This window comes from Nitrospira sp. Ecomares 2.1, from assembly GCF_965152585.1.
This window is the reverse complement of the sequence record NZ_OZ224219.1, coordinates 4044912-4062106: the sequence shown is the minus strand read 5'-3', so window position 1 is coordinate 4062106 and position 17195 is coordinate 4044912. Positions and strand designations below refer to the sequence as shown.

General features: G+C 50.7%; 15 protein-coding genes. 11 read left to right on the top strand and 4 right to left on the bottom strand.

Annotated features, from left to right (window positions below):
* Nucleotides 1-449 precede the first annotated feature (449 nt).
* From ACWHYD_RS17960 to ACWHYD_RS17940, 5 genes are all read left to right on the top strand, one after another.
* Nucleotides 450-1217: a hypothetical protein gene (locus ACWHYD_RS17960; RefSeq protein WP_447963388.1), complete on the top strand. Its 768-nt coding sequence runs from the start codon at nt 450-452 to the stop codon at nt 1215-1217.
* 771 nt (nt 1218-1988) lie between these two features.
* Complete coding sequence (locus ACWHYD_RS17955) at nt 1989-3218, top strand: type III PLP-dependent enzyme (protein WP_447963387.1); 1230 nt, start codon at nt 1989-1991, stop codon at nt 3216-3218.
* Nucleotides 3219-3623: 405 nt separating this feature from the next.
* Nucleotides 3624-4076, top strand: coding sequence for a hypothetical protein (locus tag ACWHYD_RS17950; protein ID WP_447963386.1), 453 nt, complete (start codon nt 3624-3626; stop codon nt 4074-4076).
* A 95-nt stretch (nt 4077-4171) separates the two neighbouring features.
* A complete protein-coding gene (locus tag ACWHYD_RS17945; protein ID WP_447963385.1) occupies nt 4172-4483 on the top strand; it encodes a hypothetical protein in 312 nt (103 codons plus the stop codon).
* Nucleotides 4484-4779: 296 nt separating this feature from the next.
* Nucleotides 4780-5064, top strand: coding sequence for a hypothetical protein (locus ACWHYD_RS17940; protein ID WP_447963384.1), 285 nt, complete (start codon nt 4780-4782; stop codon nt 5062-5064).
* A gap of 266 nt (nt 5065-5330) precedes the next feature.
* Here ACWHYD_RS17940 and ACWHYD_RS17935 read toward each other — a convergent pair whose 3' ends face one another.
* The 3 genes from ACWHYD_RS17935 to ACWHYD_RS17925 all read right to left on the bottom strand — a co-directional run bounded on the left by ACWHYD_RS17935 (nt 5331) and on the right by ACWHYD_RS17925 (nt 8562).
* Nucleotides 5331-5747 carry a hypothetical protein gene (locus tag ACWHYD_RS17935; RefSeq protein WP_447963383.1) on the bottom strand — a complete coding sequence of 139 codons (417 nt, stop codon included), beginning with the start codon at nt 5745-5747 and terminating at the stop codon, nt 5331-5333.
* 243 nt (nt 5748-5990) lie between these two features.
* The gene (locus tag ACWHYD_RS17930) at nt 5991-7091 is read right to left on the bottom strand and encodes a M48 family metallopeptidase (RefSeq protein ID WP_447963382.1); all 1101 of its coding nucleotides are present in this window, start codon (nt 7089-7091) and stop codon (nt 5991-5993) included.
* Between the two features lie 97 nt (nt 7092-7188).
* The gene (locus tag ACWHYD_RS17925) at nt 7189-8562 is read right to left on the bottom strand and encodes a YjgN family protein (protein ID WP_447963381.1); all 1374 of its coding nucleotides are present in this window, start codon (nt 8560-8562) and stop codon (nt 7189-7191) included.
* Nucleotides 8563-8710: 148 nt separating this feature from the next.
* On the opposite strand from ACWHYD_RS17925, the gene ACWHYD_RS17920 reads away from it, so the two are divergent.
* Entirely contained in the window at nt 8711-9169 is a 459-nt protein-coding gene (locus tag ACWHYD_RS17920) for a hypothetical protein (RefSeq protein WP_447963380.1), read from the top strand.
* A gap of 69 nt (nt 9170-9238) precedes the next feature.
* Here the strand turns inward: ACWHYD_RS17920 and lon are convergent, their stop codons facing one another.
* Nucleotides 9239-11680 carry an endopeptidase La gene (gene lon / locus ACWHYD_RS17915; protein ID WP_447963379.1) on the bottom strand — a complete coding sequence of 814 codons (2442 nt, stop codon included), beginning with the start codon at nt 11678-11680 and terminating at the stop codon, nt 9239-9241.
* A 407-nt stretch (nt 11681-12087) separates the two neighbouring features.
* On the opposite strand from lon, the gene ACWHYD_RS17910 reads away from it, so the two are divergent.
* From ACWHYD_RS17910 to ACWHYD_RS17890, 5 genes are read left to right on the top strand one after another with little or no spacing between them, the layout of a single operon-like run.
* Nucleotides 12088-12762, top strand: coding sequence for a TetR/AcrR family transcriptional regulator (locus ACWHYD_RS17910; RefSeq protein WP_447963378.1), 675 nt, complete (start codon nt 12088-12090; stop codon nt 12760-12762).
* Entirely contained in the window at nt 12759-13892 is a 1134-nt protein-coding gene (locus ACWHYD_RS17905) for an ABC transporter permease (RefSeq protein WP_447963377.1), read from the top strand. Before ACWHYD_RS17910 ends, ACWHYD_RS17905 begins: the two co-directional genes overlap by 4 nt.
* Nucleotides 13893-13896: 4 nt before the next feature.
* Nucleotides 13897-14637 (top strand): ABC transporter ATP-binding protein, encoded by a 741-nt coding sequence (locus tag ACWHYD_RS17900; RefSeq protein ID WP_447963376.1) that lies wholly within the window; start codon nt 13897-13899, stop codon nt 14635-14637.
* Complete coding sequence (locus ACWHYD_RS17895) at nt 14638-15660, top strand: efflux RND transporter periplasmic adaptor subunit (protein WP_447963375.1); 1023 nt, start codon at nt 14638-14640, stop codon at nt 15658-15660.
* Nucleotides 15661-15670: 10 nt separating this feature from the next.
* Nucleotides 15671-17149: an efflux transporter outer membrane subunit gene (locus ACWHYD_RS17890; protein WP_447963374.1), complete on the top strand. Its 1479-nt coding sequence runs from the start codon at nt 15671-15673 to the stop codon at nt 17147-17149.
* Nucleotides 17150-17195 lie beyond the last annotated feature (46 nt).

Genomic DNA, 17195 nt, shown 5'->3' with positions numbered 1-17195 from the left:
TGGCTTAAGAATGTGTTCGACCAGGCTTCCCCGCTGTTTGATCGCGGATGGTGGCCTGGTATGTGGACTTACCGACATGTTTCACCATTATGCGTCCAATGTCTTTTTTTGATAAAAGTTGCAGGCAAGAGAGCTCATTACCATGCAACCGATAGGATGTTGCTAGATCTCTTTTTTTTAATTTCCCTCCAGTGCTCCTGCCTGGGTTAAGTTGTCCTCCCACAGGCCGATAAGGCAGAGGGCATTGTTCTCCGGGTATTCCCCCAAAATCTTATAGTCAGCGGTCTTCACAGGTTTCAATACTCCCAAGAACGCATGAATGGTTTTTCAACTCCATGCCACTATTGAGGGACTTTGACTGAAGGGTTTCATGGAAATCTCATCAGGTTGGAGAAATGTAACAATTCTCACCAAGGAAACACTCACTTTTTTCTCAGGAGGGTTTAACAATGAAAAGGACGATATTATTTTCGGCTTGTCTTGTTTTTAGCATGGGAAGTGTTGCCAGCCAGGTTAATGCTCAAGAGATTTGCCGGACGGCAGGATTCTGGGGCACTCATGCAGGCGAGGAGAAATCGGGTAGTACTAACATATCTGAAGAAGTCATCCGGGCCTGGTTGTCAACCGTCAATTCCTATGATCAAACGGCGACGGACAAGTGTACCTATGAAATGGATGGCACGGTAATATGTAATTTTGAACCGCCAGGCCAGGCGGGAAGTCCGAAAGCCTGTCGAGATGCGAAGAAGAATGATATCACCCTGTTGAATAATTTCCCTATCGGGTATGAGGGAATTGATATCTGTGGACAAATTGTTTCCGTAGACCCTAATGGTACCGACCAAATTCCTCCGGTCGTCGAAGCGTTATGCGTATCCCCAGGCGGGGACTCGAAACTGCAGCTCGGACGTCAGTTAACCGCCGCAGCGCTGAATTGCCTGCTTAGTGGAGGGGGCAGCGATTGCACGGGTACCTCCATTGAACCCGTCTTTGCATCCTGCAATTCGACCTGTGCGGTTTCCGGCCAGGAAGAGCAAGTAAACACCTGTATTGAAAAATTGGATTGCTTTAACAACGGTGGGATATGGAATGAAGATGATCCTCAGGCCATGTATTGCCAAATGGATGTTGTAGAATCCTGTCATGACCAGCCATTGGTCGGAACGGTCATGAGCGACTCCGGAGAACCGGAGGATCCTGGGCTCCCCCCTCAGTAATTTCCAAGGAAGTTCCTCATGCAAGACGCCCTTAATTCCTGGTCCAGAGCCCAGGAATTTTAGGGCCTTGCCAGTACTCGTCCTGTCCTACCAAAGAGAGGTGCAGCACTATGCGGTCGCTTGAAGGCCGCCTCTCTTGTGAAATCAGTTTAGAACCTCAGATAGGCTAGACGCTCCTCTCCAAAAATATTTTGTTTGGAAGGACGGAAGGGATATTCCCAGATGGGGAAGCTCGTGGTATGCTTTCTTCGATCATATTGAAGGGCAATATTTCAGATTGAAACGTGGTGTTATTAGGGTTTTTATAGAATAAGCTTTTGGCTGAAATTTTGTGTCGTGACCCCTGCCTATAGAATAAGGAACTTCCATCCCGCGAACATGTGTTCTCTTTCATGGGCGAGCTGAAACCCGGGAATCGGGTTTCACTCATCGATTCCTCCAACGAGCTATTGCTCGCCTCTTTCCCACATTAGTTGCGCCCCTTTCGAGGCATCCTCCGGGTCCCGCCAATCAAAACTTCAGGCATTATGGTGTAACGGGACCTGGGATTTCTTACCGCATGGTCCCAAAATTTCTCAAACGAATTTCCCGTTTGCCATCGGACTGGAAAAGCTTTGCGCCAGGGATCAAGGAGTCTGGTTTCAGGCACGTGAATGGTTCCGGACTCCTCTTAAGATTTCCTGGATACTTAGCCGATGTATTTGAAGGCTTTTGGACTTTAGGCTTGGCGCGTTTGATCCCTTTTAATCACCATCGTCATAGGAGTGGAATGTGCAGACCAGTGTTGTTAATTCCGGGTTTGACAATGAGGGGGTTTCTGTTCTCGCAAGTGCTCCATCGCTTCGACATGTTTGGTCACAGATTGATTGCCGCAGCCTGACCCCAAAGCTTGAGCAATTTCTGGCCGGGCGTCCTGAGACACCGTTTTTAGCTCTTGATCTTGAGCAGGTACGACACAAGTATCTTGAGCTTCAAGGAGAGTTTCCCCAGGCAGCGATCCATTATGCCGTGAAAGCCAATCCCGCCCCGGAAATCATTCAACTATTAGCGACGCTGGGCTCCCGCTTTGATATTGCAAGCCGTTATGAACTGGATTTGTGTTTGTCTCTCGGGGTGCCGGCCACTTGGCTGTCGTATGGCAACACGGTTAAAAAAGAGGCGGACATTGGCTATGCTTTTGCCTGTGGGGTTAGACTCTTTGCTTTTGATAGTGTGGCCGAACTGGAAAAATTGGGGAGACAGGCGCCTGGTGCTGGAGTGCAATGTCGAGTCCTGAGCCAAGGGAAAAACGCGGATTGGCCTCTTTCTAGAAAATTCGGTTGTGACCTGACCATGGCATATGAATTACTCATCAAAAGTAGTGATCTCGGGTTGAAACCGCTGGGTGTGACGTTCCATGTGGGGTCTCAACAAACCGATCCGCAGCAATGGGTCGAGCCCATGCAGCAGGCAGCGGAATTGTATCGCCAATTGAGACGACAGGGTCTGGAGCTGGAATGGGTTAATATTGGCGGAGGATTGCCGGCTACCTACCAAACGACTCTTCAGCCATTTTCCCATTACGCTCAAACCATTCAACAGGCTCTACAGCAATCCTTTGGTATCCCATCCCCTCAACTGATGATTGAACCCGGGCGGTTTCTGGTGGCGGATGCGGGAATTATCCAGAGCGAAGTGATCCTGGTTTCTCAAAAATCTCGCGAAGATGTCCGGCGATGGGTGTACCTCGATATCGGAAAGTTTGGCGGTTTGGCTGAAACGATGGATGAATGTATAAAGTATCGCCTACGCACCTTCCGTCAGGGTCCAACGGGACCGGTGATATTGGCTGGCCCCACCTGTGACAGCGCAGACGTGTTATATGAAAAAACATCTTATGAGTTGCCCATGGATTTGGCGATCGGTGATCGAATCGAAGTCTTAAGCGCCGGCGCCTATACCAGCAGCTATGCGTCTGTGGGGTTTAATGGATTTCCACCCTTGCGGACCTACTGTCTCTAGCGGATAGACTTGTCAATGGACCGTGTGCTCGCTTTGCTGCTTATTGCATTGTAGAGGCCGTTGATTTATTTCCCTGGGTTTCCTACAGTATTTTCTGACTCAGATAACGCCGCAGGGTGGGGTGGTCAAATACCAAACTCTGAGTGAACTGGACCAAGGCCTTCCCGGTGAACCAGACAATTTATGTCTATTTTAGGCATAGAGAAGAGAAGCGTTGTTCTAAATCGTTCCTTTTTTAATACAGTAGATAGGATACTAGGGAATTTTTTTGGAATAACTAGGACTTTCCCTAGTTGTGCATGAGAAGAGAACTCTTATTTACTCTCTTAAAGAGCCCTGAAGTTTTGGTGTAATGATCATTGACCTATATGATAGAGGAAATGGATAGAAACCATGGAGGGTTCTATGTCCAGTAAACGGTGGTCGAAGGCGATGTGGGAAGAATTTTTGAGCAGGATTTTTTCCGGTGATCATGTCTCGTTTGTTCCGCATAAAATCTTTCGTTGGGATGAAAATGGGATCTATCGAGATTGTTTTTTCCCTGTTCCCTGTCAACACCTTTTAGGTGGAGAGCATTTGATTGGGCGGGCCACTAATGAGGTCTTACCGAAAGATTCAGCCAGAAGTTTGAAAAAAGCCCTGACAAAAACACTGAAAACTCAACGGCCGCAAGATGTTCAATTGGTTTTTCCTACATTGGGAAAGACGGTTGTTGCTGTGGTCCGTCTTTTTCCTTATGAGTCTGATGCATTGGGCTTCATTACGGATCATTACCTAGATGGTTCACCAGTGATCACGGTTTCCCCCCAGGATCCCTCCGTGGCTTTTCTCAAAGGCTCCTCGGCCTATACCCTGTAATTCATGGGGGAGAGATTTTCTGAAAATTTCTCCCGATGATCGGGTTGGCAATTGGTGGGAATTCTCTGCGGTTGTCTTGACAGGGCTGCTGCATCTTGTATTCAAAAGTCTTGGTGCAAAGGGACTGTTCCATAGCCTTGGCCAGCATCAGTTGGATAAGCTATGTTGTCTGGAAGGTTCGGCAAGATCCAACGAGGTGGAAGAGTTGGGGATTTCGCACCGACAATCTTCGACAAGTCTTCATTTGGCCATCGGTGTTATTTGCCTGGTTGCGGTTAGCCATGGTCTGGTATGCCATGCTGTTTCTGTTGTTCATGTATCCGGGGTGGGGAATCCTTCAACAGTTTCTTGTGCAGGCCCTGGGTGTCGATAATCTCATCAAAATTTTTCCTCAGCATGGACTGTAGTTATCCCTTCCCATTGGGGTGATCCTGTTGCCGTGGTTCATTTCCCCGATTGGTGGCTGATGCTGGCCACCGGCCTTATGGCCTGCTTTTTTATCCCGTTCTATATCCGTGATGGAAACCTTTGGCCGCTGGGGCTCTATCATGGCTGGCTGGGCACGTTTTTTTATCTCTGGTTTCTTAACCGCGACCCCTGGGTATCCGTTTTCGGAAAATAGCTTGCGACCCACTTGACGAGTTTGATGAGAGGGGAGTAGAAAAGGAAGCACTGTTGACGATGTAAAGGGAGATGTATAGTAATGGAAAGTAATCCGCTCGTAATTTCTGATCAAGAACGGTTGCAGCTTTTGTATGAACGGTTTCGGGATGTGTGTTTGGTGGAAAAGGAAGTGTGGACGGAAATCTATATGCCCCGGCAAACGGAGAAGGGCATGGTGCTCACCAATCAACACGAATGCTATGAAGTGATAATTGACGATCAAGGCATTGAAGATGCGCTGGAGGCCAATATCCCATTAGGGTCGAAGGCGTTGGGCGCCGCGATTCAAGAGTATAAAGATCATATTACGTTTCGAAAAAAGTAGTCCGTTTATTTGATCAAGGTGAAGCAAATCTTGATGGTTAGCCCCATGAATTTTACCCGCTCTTCCTCAGCCTTGATAGCAAGGTCCTGCAGGTCGTAACCGGCTTAAGCCGGTCCTTTTTCGGAATTCTTTAGTTTGAGTATTGAGAAATATTGAAGCGTTTTCCCCCTCTGCTTTTTGGGGCAGAGGGGGAACAATGATGATGACCCTGAAGCGAACGGCGCCATTTTTAGTCCTGGAATGTTCTGTAATTAGGGAGGGATTGATTAGGTTGCCGCAATCGCTTCTTTCGCAGGGGCTGTGACTTTTGCTGCAGCCGGCGGTACTTTTTTGGCTTTTTCTGTATCCTGATAGGCTTTGTCCTGGGCCATCCAATCATGCCTGAGTTTTTCTGATATGATCTTTGTATTTTCAAGCATTTCAGGAATCTTTTCTAGGGTTTTATCATGGGCTTCCATGGCATCACCTATGGCATTCGAACTGTATTGGTCGAATTGCACGCGAATAATTTCCACGTTCGGAAGAATATCCGAAAACCGAGCGGTATAGGTTTTCCCCTTCGCCGTTAAGTTTGTTCCGTCTTCTTCCACCAGCGCCTCGGTGCCGGCCGGCACATTCTTTCCGGTAAATTTGTGTAGCTTCCCGTGATCCCCAATGGCATAGCGTGTTATTTCGGTTCCCATGTGACCCACCCCTTGTTGTGTGTTGATGATAATACCCTCCGACTAGACAGACGGGGTATAGGTGTATTTGGAGTCGCGGTACAAACAAAGACACCATACATTCCGGTATGTCTCGATTGAAATGATTATGAAGGCTCCAGGGCTGGAGAGCAATGGGCTAGGTATTAAAAAGGTGAGTTGAACCTCCCGTCAAGGGCGTTTGCGCCAGGAGGCAAACCGGGTTCGGAAAATGCCTTTAGGGGGTCACTTGCAGTATGTGGTGATGTCAGACCACTCAGATTGAAACGGGAAGGTTCGATAGGTCATGGAGCCTGGTGGCAGCAAAGACTTCAGGTGGGCTAGCCGGTCTTGGGTCTCCGGATGAGTCGAAAGATAGCGAAAGACGTCGTTCCCAGGTTGTTCTTTTCCAAGTTTGGCGAAAAAGGTGATCATCCCCTCGGGATTAATCTTCGACTGCTGTAATAATTGGAATCCCTGTTCATCGGCCTGGTTTTCGGCGTCACGGCTATAGGACAGGGTTTGAAGCGTTTGGGCGGCTTGGAGTGCATAGGCCACTATGCCGCTGGCATCCCCGCTGAGCGCGGCGATGACGAAAGCCATCGATACATGCCTGACGATAAGGTGCATGGTGTGTCGAAGCAGAACGTGTTGAATTTCATGAGCCAGGACTCCCGCGAATTCTTCTGGAGAACCGGTGTCCTGCAGAAGACCACGAAAGACCAGGACATACCCGCCCGGAGCCGCCATGGCGTTGACGACGGGGCTATCCACCACGGTCACCTGAAATCGATAGGGGGGGCGGTCGATGGAATCGGTCAGGGCCGTCAATATTGATTCGACCGCGTGGATCAGTTTCGGATTCTGGCAAACCGGTTTTCCGGCTGTGACTTCCTGTTGAACATATTGTCCCAACTGAATTTCCCAGGAAATCGGAATGGCGGCGGTGATTGGCTGAGCCAATAAGGGAATCCCCCAGATAAAGATGCCATACACGATGGGGATGCTGGCGAGTGCGGCAAGCACTGTCCAGTACACGCGTGTACCTCGCGTGTGGGGATGATGGAAATGCTTGGTGTCCGATCCGCCATGCTCATGAATCGCCAGCAGAATATTGGGGCCGGGGATGACCAGGGTTTCGCCAATTCCTGTCCCTCGCTCGAATCGTACTTCTTCTCCGGAGTAGCGCCCCTGGGTTTGGCGAAGTTCATGGTAGTTCCATGTCGTGTGTGTGTGGTCAGCAAAGTGAAGACTTAGGCCGACAGCTGTCACGGAGATGGTGACATGCTGGGGAACTGCCGATTGTCCGTCATAATAAGACCCTTTCCATTCTGTGGGGTATGCCATGATCGAGGTGGTTCAGCCTAAGGGATTCATAATTTGTCGATGGATGGTGAGAGGTGAATGTCGGGAAGGTCCAACACTGACACGCACAAAGGCCAAATTAGCCCAGATCGAAACCAGCGTCAAAATATCCCGCAAGCTCTTCTCCGGTGGGCGAAGCATCCAAGGCTTCCTGTTCGATCCGTTGAAAATCTAAAGGGCCTTGAAGGGTGAGATGATAATACAAAAATTGAAGATTTCTGACCTGGACCCAAGGCCAGGCTAATCCAAAGGTAAGAATGAGCATGAAGAAGTTCGTCATCCGCAACTCCACTAAATTCCAGGTGGAGGCAGAAAATTGAAAATGCGCATCTCCAAAATCTGAATGATTCCATTGGTACCGTTGTTTGGCAACCTGCAGATAAAACCACGGTAGCAGCAGTGTGAGAATCCCGGTGATGAAGATGGAATTGAACAAGAGGTCTCGCCAACCACCGGATGGCCATTGGGCGAAGACTGACAGGCCTTCGGGTCCTGCGCTGGTCCCGATGAGTGTGATCACAATCAGTATGCTGAGGGCAAGGGCTTTCGCATAGATTTTCAAGAGTCCGCTTCCCGTTCCGAAATAGGTGAATGGGCGATTGCCAAAGTAGGTGTGAGTGACGAGAAATTTCCGTCTGGCATTTTCGAAAAACGGATAATAGATGCCGGCAGTCAACAAGGTCAGTACCGTTCCCAGGATCCATATTTTCATATAGGCTTTCACGTGCCCCCGGAAGGAGAAACGAATTGTTCCCAGAGAAGTTCGACTCAAGCGATAACGATGCGATCCGACCACAGCGACAGGAATGAAACACAGGGCCATGGTTGCTGCAAGGGCATTGGGAATCCAGATTGGAATCTGGTCCCATATGAGGGGAACGAGACTCAGAAAAGCATAGGGAAGACCAAAAACTAAAAATGCTTTTGACCAGCCCTTTAATAATTCTTGCGGAGTTCCATGATAGGAAAAGCGAGTGTGAGCAAAACTGGTTTGGCTGCTCAAAAATTGGCGAATACGCACTCTCCCCCAAAAAGAATACAGGCCAAGAGTCAGTAATGTGAAAAAGGTATTGACAATGAAAATGCCAAAGAGGGTTCGCCCACGCCCCCAAAAAATGGGGTGGTGGACGGGAAACAAATCGGAATCGTCCGACTCGTTGTCTATGTCCAAAGGGGGAATTGCGCGAAGGGGCTCGGTCGGTTTTCTCTGCGCAAAACCTAAATATGCTAAATCTGAGCCATGTTCAGTCAATGGGCCAGCCCTATTAGGGAACAACGGGCCCTGAGATTCTGATGGGGTCAAGGAACGGTCTGTGGCGAGTGGTGGTTCATTGGAGTTATTCACGGATTCCTGTAGTGGTGAATGACGCGCGACCCCACAATGCGAACAGGTCTCTCCGCCATTTCTGACCCTCCCGCAATTTGTACAGAACAAAGCGGGCGTCAGTTCCATCGCTCAGACGCCACCTTTTTGATCGGGCTCATCAGTGGTGGTCTCTGGAGATACAGGGTTTCACGTATCTGGCTCTATCGGTCTTATTTGATACAATCCTAAACATAATTTCCCAACTTAATTCTCGTGGGGAGTCAAGGAAGGATTCATGCAGAAAAGTATAGTCAAAATGATCATGGTCGTCATAAATATTGTTGGGGTGTTGGGTTGTGCTGGTCTCTCACATCAGACTCCTCAAGATGAAGTGCGTTCTCGTCTGGAACCCTTTCATCCACCTCGACAACTTCAAGAACTTGCCGGAATATGGGCCTATGCAGACGATACCGGGTCCAATACCATTACGTTAAATGAGGCGGGGAAAGGACATTATGATTGGGAGGATGGCTGGTTTGAAACCCATGAACTGAAGGATGGGGTGTGGAAGGGCAAATGGATGCAAGCCGGTAACGATCGAGAGGGAGGGTTTGAGCTGAAGTGGTTAGATGATTCCCCGGTCGCACGGGGCCGTTGGTGGTACACTCGCATTGGCCAGGATCACAACCCCCTTGAACCTGGGGGGACCTTTACCATGCAACGGATATCCTCTTTCCTCACAGGTGGGGAGTAGTCTCGTCGCGTCATTTCCAGAATGAGGGAAGAATCAAGGTTGGAGAGAAGAGCATCCCTGAAAGCTTAGTTAGCGACTGCCCATGACGGTTTTCTGTTCACTCCCTGCAGGATGGGTGGGCGGAGGGTTCTTTTGTCTCCCACGAATGTCCGGCGCCTCCAGCAGGACAGCATCTAAGGCCTCTTCAATCGATTCCACGAATATGACGGACAACTCAGATCGCACAGCGTCAGGCACATCTTTCAGATCCTTTTCGTTAGCTCTAGGAAGGACAATGCGGCGCAACCCGACCCTATGTGCGGCCAGAATCTTTTCTTTAATCCCGCCCACAGGCAGGACCAATCCCGTCAACCCAATTTCTCCGGTCATCGCCGTATCGTTCCTAACCGGGATTTTCAGCAGGAGTGAAGCCAGAGCACTGGCCATAGTCACACCGGCAGATGGTCCATCTTTGGGAATGGCACCTTCCGGTACATGAATATGCATCCCGCTTTGTTTGAACACGGCGATGTCCAGGCCTAGTGATTCGGCGCGCGACCAGAGATAGCTTCGAGCCGCTTGGGCTGATTCCTGCATCACATCGCCAATGTGGCCCGTAATGGTGAGGTCGCTCCCTCCCGGGAGAAGGGCACTTTCCACATAGAGGACATCCCCGCCGGTTTCTGTCCAGGCCATTCCCGTGGCTACCCCCAGGGGCAATGTTTTTCTGGCTTCCTCAGGCATAAATCGTTCGATCCCTAACCATTCCGGAAGGTCACTTTGGATAATTGTGAGAGATTCTTCCGGCTGGTCCGGCGGATGTTCTGCCAGCTTCAAAGCCACTTTACGAGTGAGCCGTCCCAACATCTGTTCCAATTGGCGAACGCCGGCTTCACGGGTATACCGTTTAATGATATGGGGAATCACCTGTTCCTCTAACGTCAGAGGTTTGGACTCCAACCCGGCCTCCTTTAACCGGCGAGGCCACAAATAGCGATTGGCAATTTCAAGTTTTTCCTGATGACTGTAGCCACCCAAGCGTATGATCTCCATGCGATCCAAAAGAGGACGGGAGATCGTGTCCAGGGAATTGGCCGTGGTAATGAACATCACCTTAGAGAGATCAAAGGGCAAATCTAAGTAATTGTCCCTGAAGGTATGATTCTGCTCCGGGTCAAGAATTTCTAACAAGGCTGAGGCGGGATCTCCTCGAAAATCCTGTCCGACCTTATCGACCTCGTCCAGCATCAGGATTGGGTTTTTTGCTCCGGCACGTCGGAGAGCTTGAATTAGACGGCCGGGCATGGCCCCGACATAGGTCCGGCGATGTCCACGCAATTCGGCTTCATCATGGAGGCCCCCTAAACTCAGGCGTTCAAACTTTCTTTCCAGGGCGCGGGCAATGGATTGCCCCAAACTGGTTTTCCCCACTCCCGGAGGTCCCACCAAACACAGGATGGGAGCTTTCGCAGACGGATTCAACTTCAACACAGCCAGGTGCTCAAGGATGCGTTCTTTGACATCCTGAATGCCGTAATGATCCTCATCTAATATGGTTCGAACGTGAGTCAAATCCAGGTGATCTTCTGTGAGGGTGTTCCAGGGTAATTCTAGGACCAACTCCAAATAGCTGCGAATGACTTGATGATCCGGAGAGGCGGGAGGCAGCTTGACCAGGCGCTTCAATTCTCTGGTGGCTTCGGTTTTTACGATCTCAGGAAGATCAGCCTTCTCGATACGGGCTTTTAATTCTCCCACTTCCCCATCTTCAGGTTGGGACTCCAAGTCTCCGAGTTCTTGTTGAATTTCTTTTAACTGTTGTCGTAGGAAGTACTCCCGTTGGGATTTTCCAATTTCCGCTTGGGCCTGGCTCGCGATTTCATGGCGAATTTTGAGGATATGGAGTTCATGTGCCAATGCGCCGTATACCTGACGAAGCACCTCCTTGGCATCAGATTGCTCCAGAAGTCCCTGTAATCGTTCCACATTGAGGTTGAGGAGGGACACGAGCCGGTAGGCCACCGAAAGGGGATTTTTTTCCGCTCGAAGCACCGCCACCAATTCCACTACGCCTTGGGTCGTCAATAATTCCGGTAATTGGCCAATGAGTTCCACCAGTTCACGATGCAAGGCTTCCAGTTCCAGGTCGGATTCAAGAGAGAGAGCCAGTTGCCGGGACCGAACGATCATATGGGGTTCGGCTTGTTCCTGCTTGAGTAGGACGACGCGTTCGATGCCCTGTGCGAGAACCTGGAGATGGCCGTCCGGAGTTTTCCCCATTTGCTTGATGACGGCCTTTGTGCCAATGCGATACAGGTCATCGAACCCGGGTTCTTCCTTTTCAGAGTCACGCTGAGTGGCGAACACCAGGGCTTTGTCTTCCGAATTCATCGCGGCTTCCACCGCCGCGATCGAGCGGGGTCGGCCAATCGTGAAGGGAACAAGGGTATCGGGGAACAAGACCGTTCGTTTGACAGGGACGAGCGGGAGGGAAACGATGAGTGTATTCTCGGGTTCTGGGGGAGTATCCATTTTGGTCCTTACCGTTCTTCAGGAATATAGCAACATTATACTTGTTCTCCCCAACAAGATACGCATCTTTTTCGTTGAGTCAAATTGATTGGCAGGACTTACCCGTGTTGTTATGCGGGAGGTAATTAAAAAGCCTTTCATGAGCGAAATTGAAAACCTGCACCTATGTTGGTGATCAACTCTCGTGCTCATAATGCGAGGTGAATCTCCGTGGTGTCCATCTGATCATCGCAGAACATCCTGAGTATTGATGATTGTGATGAGTCAGAATTGGCCATGTAAGCTTTACGAATTTTCCACCCTTCCCGAAAAAATTGCAAATGATTTAGATTTCCTGGATTCCTTGACAGCTTTCTGGGGAAATTTTAAAATTGTAAGTAAATACTTACTAATTAGGAAGCCCCCAAATGCGATCATCACCGAAACGAATATCCGGTCCGGTCCGGAAGGCCAAAATCATTCAATCGGCGGCCTCCTTATTTGCCAAAAAAGGCTTTAGCGGGACAAAGACCCGGGAGATTGCCCAGAGGGCAGGAGTAAGCGAAGCCCTTATTTTTAAACATTTTCCCAGTAAAGAAGATTTGTATGCGGCCATTCTTGCAGAGGAATCTCCCGTGCCGGGATTACTCTCCAGAGTGAAAAGTCTTGCTGGGGAACAAAAGGATGTTGAGGTGTTTTCCGTGATTGCCCGGACGGTGGTCGGAGGGGCTCCGGATTCCGATTTGATGCGGCTGATTTTGTTTAGCGCACTGGAAAACCATGAGATGTCGGATATGTTTTTCCACAATCACATCCGAGTGTTTTATGATTTTTTGGCCGGCTACATTCAACAGCGCATAGACGATGGGGCCTTTCAACCGGTTCAGCCCCTTATTGCTGCACGCGCCTTTATGGGCATGCTGATTTATCATCGGTTGTTGACGGTCCTATTTCAGGCTCAACTCCCTCAGACAGCCGAAGACATTTCCCGAACCTTTGTGAACATCATGATGAACGGACTCAAAATTCCTTCACCGGAAGGAGCCGCCCGCTTGTCAGGCCAAATAAAAAAACCCCGGAAGCGGACGGCACGGAAAATATGAATTACGTTGCACTGAAAATGTTGTTTGGCGATCGCCCCAAATACCTCATGTTGCTGGCAGGGCTCACATTTTCCACGATGCTCATTGTTCAGCAGGGATCCATTTTCTGGGGGTTGATGACCTGGTCGCAATCGGGCATCACCAATGTGAATGCCCCTGTGTGGGTTACCGATTCCAATATCAATCAAGTCGAAGAGATTAAACCGCTGGCTGATACGACGGTGAACCTGGTTCGAAGTGTTTCCGGGGTGGAATGGGCAGTTCCTCTCTATAAGGGCGTTCAGCGTGCGAGGCTGCGGGATGGGAACTATGAACAAATTGCTTTAGTCGGAATTGAATCCAGTACCTTAATCGGCCGACCCGGTAAGGTATTGGATGGCAAGATTGAAGAACTACGCTCTCCTGACGCGGTCGCGATCGATCAATTAGGCGTGGAACGATTAGGTGGGCCCGAGAACATTCATCTCGGCACCACGTTTGAAATCAATGATCACCGTGTCAGGGTCGTGGCAATCGTGCAGACTCAAAAAAGTTTTCAAAACTTTCCCTTCGTTTACACCACCTACGAGCGAGCCTTGAGTGTGACACCCGAAGAACGGCGGAAGTTGTCGTATGTCCTTGCCAGTCCGGTGAGTGGAGTCGGTCCCGAGGAATTAGCCAGGCGTATTCATGAGCAAACCGGATTAGGCGCATTTACCGAAGACCAGTTTGGATGGAAAACCATTCGATGGATTCTACAAAACACCGGTATTGGCGTGAATTTTGGTACCACCGTCCTATTAGGGTTTATTGTGGGGATGGCGATTTCCGGACAAACCTTTTACCTGTTTACGGTTGAAAACCTGCCGCAGTTCGGCGCACTAAAAGCGATAGGAGCCAGCACGGGTATCCTGGCGCGCATGATTCTTCTGCAAAGTTTTACCGTCGGGTCCATTGGATATGGAGTCGGTGTGGGATTGGCCACGTTGTTTGGATTGACTGCGGCAGGTGGTGGGCGGCTTCCCTTTAAAGAAACATGGCCTCTTCTTGTCGGAGTGGGCGTCGCGCTCCTGTTGATTTGTACGGTTTCGAGTGTGATTAGCATTCGAAAGTTGGCCAAACTTGAACCGGCGATTGTGTTTCGGGGGTAGCGTCGTGAGAGGGAATCCGTCTCCAACTCTCAATCATGATTCGGCTCACTGGCTAGTGCAGGCCAGAGGGGTGGTGAAATCGTTTGGGGAAGGAGAGAGCCGGATCTCTGTCCTAAAGGGAGTGGATCTAAATGTCGCTCGTGGGGAAGTGTTGTTGCTGGTGGGGCCTTCGGGTAGCGGAAAAACGACGCTCTTATCGGTGATTGCCGGCATTTTAGAAAGCGATGAGGGAGAGGTGAGAATCTTAGGCGAATCCATTCTGGAATTGTCCGCGTCTGAAAAAACGAAATTTCGCTTGGATCATCTCGGATTTATTTTCCAGCAATACCATCTATTACCCACCCTCACGGCGGTCGAAAATGCGGCTGTCCCGTTATTGATTCGCGGAGTAGCCAAACACGATGCCCTGGCTCAGGCAGAGATGGTCCTTGGGAGCATGGGCATGGGGGCGCGCTTGGCGGCATTGCCAACCCGACTGTCGGGAGGGGAGCAGCAGCGAGTGGCGATTGCCCGAGCCTTGGTGAGTGATCCTCAGTTATTGCTGTGTGACGAACCGACGGCGAACCTGGATGGAGAGACGGGACACCGCATTGTCCAGCAATTACATGATATCGGGAAACAGCATGATCGGGGGGTGATTATCGTGACGCACGATACCCGGATTTTTGAATTTGGCGATCGCATTGTCCACATGGAAGATGGACGAGTGAACCAGATCCAAGAAGGGCAGGAGACACCCGTTTAAATGGTACTGCGACGTCTGAGCTTTTGGATCGCGGTGGGGGGCATTATTTTGACGATTGCGACGTTGTGGGGCGCTAATAAGAAAGTGGCTCCGCCTCCACCGATGGAATCTCCTCCTCAGAATCCGTATCCGGTCACCGTGGCTGCGGCAGGCATTATTGAAGCGGTGAATGAAAATGTCCGGATCGCGCCTCCGGTCTCCGGTCTTGTGACGGAGGTGTTTGTCACGGTGGCGGATCATGTTGAGCAGGGAGATCCGTTGTTTCAGTTGGATGATCGGGAGTTGCGGGCACAATTGGAAACCAAGACTGATTCGCTCCCGTCTGCGGCGGCGCGGATCGCGGAGCAGGAGATCCGGTTTCGGGATCTCCATGACCAATTGAAGCGGCTTCAGTCGGTCACAGACCGTCGGGCGGTCAGTGAAGATGATGTGAAGCGAAAATGGCATGAGACGGAAGGAGCCAAGCGGGCGTTGGTTCGGGCAAGGGCTGATCTCCATTTGGCCCGAACGGAACGCGATGAAGTCCAAGCGTTGTTGAATCGTCTCACCGTCCGGGCACCACGTGCGGGGACGATTCTTCAGGTCAACGTTCGGGCTGGTGAATATGCCACGGTGAATCCCATAGAGCCGCTCATCTTATTGGGAAATACGGAGACCCTACAGGTGCGGGCCGATATCGATGAGGTCAACGCGCCTTTGGTGGTGCCGGGAAGCCCGGCTGTGGCCTATCTCAAAGGGTTTACGGATAAGTCCATTTCTCTCACCTTTGATCGGATTGAGCCGTACATTGTGCCCAAACGTTCCCTCACTGGCGACAATCGCGAGCGGGTCGACACCAGGGTGCTCCAGATAATTTATGGATTTGAAAGGCCCTCGTTCCCGGTCTATGTTGGCCAACAAGTCGATGTCTATATTGAACGCTCTGCTGTTCAGGTCTCAGGACAGGACCAAAGCCAATGGGGGAAAGGGGCTCAGCAATCTGATGTCTCCCGTCCGTTGTCGAAGGCAGGTGAGACTCAATAAGGGGAAACGCATGATCGCCAAGAAACATGTACCCATGATGCTTGTGATTCTTTGTCTGCCGGGATGTCTGGTGGGGCCGGACTATCAGCAGCCGGACCTCAATGTCCCGGAAGACTGGAACAGAATGACCCTGGAAGGCTCATCTTCTCTGCTTCCCATCACGGTCGGCCAAGTGCCGGAGGCCGAGTGGTGGCGAATGTTCGCCAACGATGAATTGAATGGATTGATTGAACAGGCTTTGGATCGGAACCACGATCTGCGACAAGCTGCGTTTCGGGTGCTGGAGGCTCGTGCGATTGCCTATGGGTCAGGAGCCGGGCTTTATCCCAATGTGTCGTTGAATGGATCTTATAGCCGGATTCGTCGATCGGAAAGCATTTTGGTCGGTCCCACAGGAGGGGCACCTGAAGGGTTCGCGCCGCCCGGAGCTGATTTTGATATTTGGCGTGCGGACATCGATCTTCGATGGGAACTGGATTTATGGGGTCGCATTCGCCGCGGAAAGGAGGCCTTTACCGCAGAAGCGTTGGGGAGCGAAATGAATCGCCGCGGTTTGTTATTGAGCCTGGTGGGTGAGGTGGGAGATGCCTATTTTCGGCTTCGTGAACTCGATGAACAAGTGGAAATTGCCGAACGGAACCTGGCCCTTCAACAAGACTCACTGTCGATCATCCGGAGCCGTGCGCAGGCCGGTCTGGTATCGGACCTGGATGTGAAACGAGAGGAAACCCTTGTGGCTCAAACGGCCTCGCAAATTCCCGAGTTTCGTCGTCAACGGGCTGTGCAACTGCATCAACTCGAAGTGTTGACCGGGGCCAATCCTGGGACGCTGGTGTTGTCCTCCAAACCCCTTCGGTCCGTGATGGCACAACCAACGATCCCTGTTGGTCTGCCTTCAGATCTCTTGCAACGGCGCCCGGATATTTTGGAAAAGGAGGAAACCTTAAAAGCCGCCAATGCTCGAATTGGAGAAGCGCGCGCCTACTTTTTCCCCAGCGTGGCCATCACGGGAAACGGAGGATTTCTCACCAGCGAATTCGATCAATGGTTCAAATGGGGCAGCCGCAACATGGCGATCGGTCCTTCGGTTACCCTTCCGATCTTTGAAGGCTATACCAATTTGGCCAGATTAGAGGTGGCGGAAAACCGGTATCAACAAATGTTAGAAGACTACCAGCAAACCATTCTGAATGCGTTCAGGGAAGTGGCTGATGTGCTGGTTGCCCTGCAAACGCGCAAAGAGCAACTAGTCAGTCAATATCAACATGTGGTAGCCGCCCGGGAATCGCTGGAGCTGGCGGACATCCGGTATCGAAAGGGATTGGTCAGCTATATCGACGTCATAGATGCTCAGCGCATCGTGCTCGATGCAGAATTGGGAGTGGTCCAAACCGAGCGGGCACGTCTCACGGCTATGGTGGATCTATTCAAAGCCGTAGGCGGCGGTTGGGAGCAGGAACAGTTGGCTCACCTGACCAAAAAGCCCTGACCGGTAGAGACATCGGGCGATACGTCTATCCTTGATTGTCGAATGA

Coding starts and splice junctions, on each gene's coding strand:
- ACWHYD_RS17910 (WP_447963378.1), top strand. CDS start 12,088: ATGCGATCATCACCGAAACGAATATCCGGTCCGGTCCGGAAGGCCAAA.
- ACWHYD_RS17895 (WP_447963375.1), top strand. CDS start 14,638: ATGGTACTGCGACGTCTGAGCTTTTGGATCGCGGTGGGGGGCATTATT.
- ACWHYD_RS17905 (WP_447963377.1), top strand. CDS start 12,759: ATGAATTACGTTGCACTGAAAATGTTGTTTGGCGATCGCCCCAAATAC.
- ACWHYD_RS17950 (WP_447963386.1), top strand. CDS start 3,624: ATGTCCAGTAAACGGTGGTCGAAGGCGATGTGGGAAGAATTTTTGAGC.
- ACWHYD_RS17890 (WP_447963374.1), top strand. CDS start 15,671: ATGATCGCCAAGAAACATGTACCCATGATGCTTGTGATTCTTTGTCTG.
- ACWHYD_RS17930 (WP_447963382.1), bottom strand. CDS start 7,091: ATGGCATACCCCACAGAATGGAAAGGGTCTTATTATGACGGACAATCG.
- ACWHYD_RS17960 (WP_447963388.1), top strand. CDS start 450: ATGAAAAGGACGATATTATTTTCGGCTTGTCTTGTTTTTAGCATGGGA.
- ACWHYD_RS17920 (WP_447963380.1), top strand. CDS start 8,711: ATGCAGAAAAGTATAGTCAAAATGATCATGGTCGTCATAAATATTGTT.
- ACWHYD_RS17925 (WP_447963381.1), bottom strand. CDS start 8,562: ATGGAACTGACGCCCGCTTTGTTCTGTACAAATTGCGGGAGGGTCAGA.
- lon (WP_447963379.1), bottom strand. CDS start 11,680: ATGGATACTCCCCCAGAACCCGAGAATACACTCATCGTTTCCCTCCCG.
- ACWHYD_RS17940 (WP_447963384.1), top strand. CDS start 4,780: ATGGAAAGTAATCCGCTCGTAATTTCTGATCAAGAACGGTTGCAGCTT.
- ACWHYD_RS17935 (WP_447963383.1), bottom strand. CDS start 5,747: ATGGGAACCGAAATAACACGCTATGCCATTGGGGATCACGGGAAGCTA.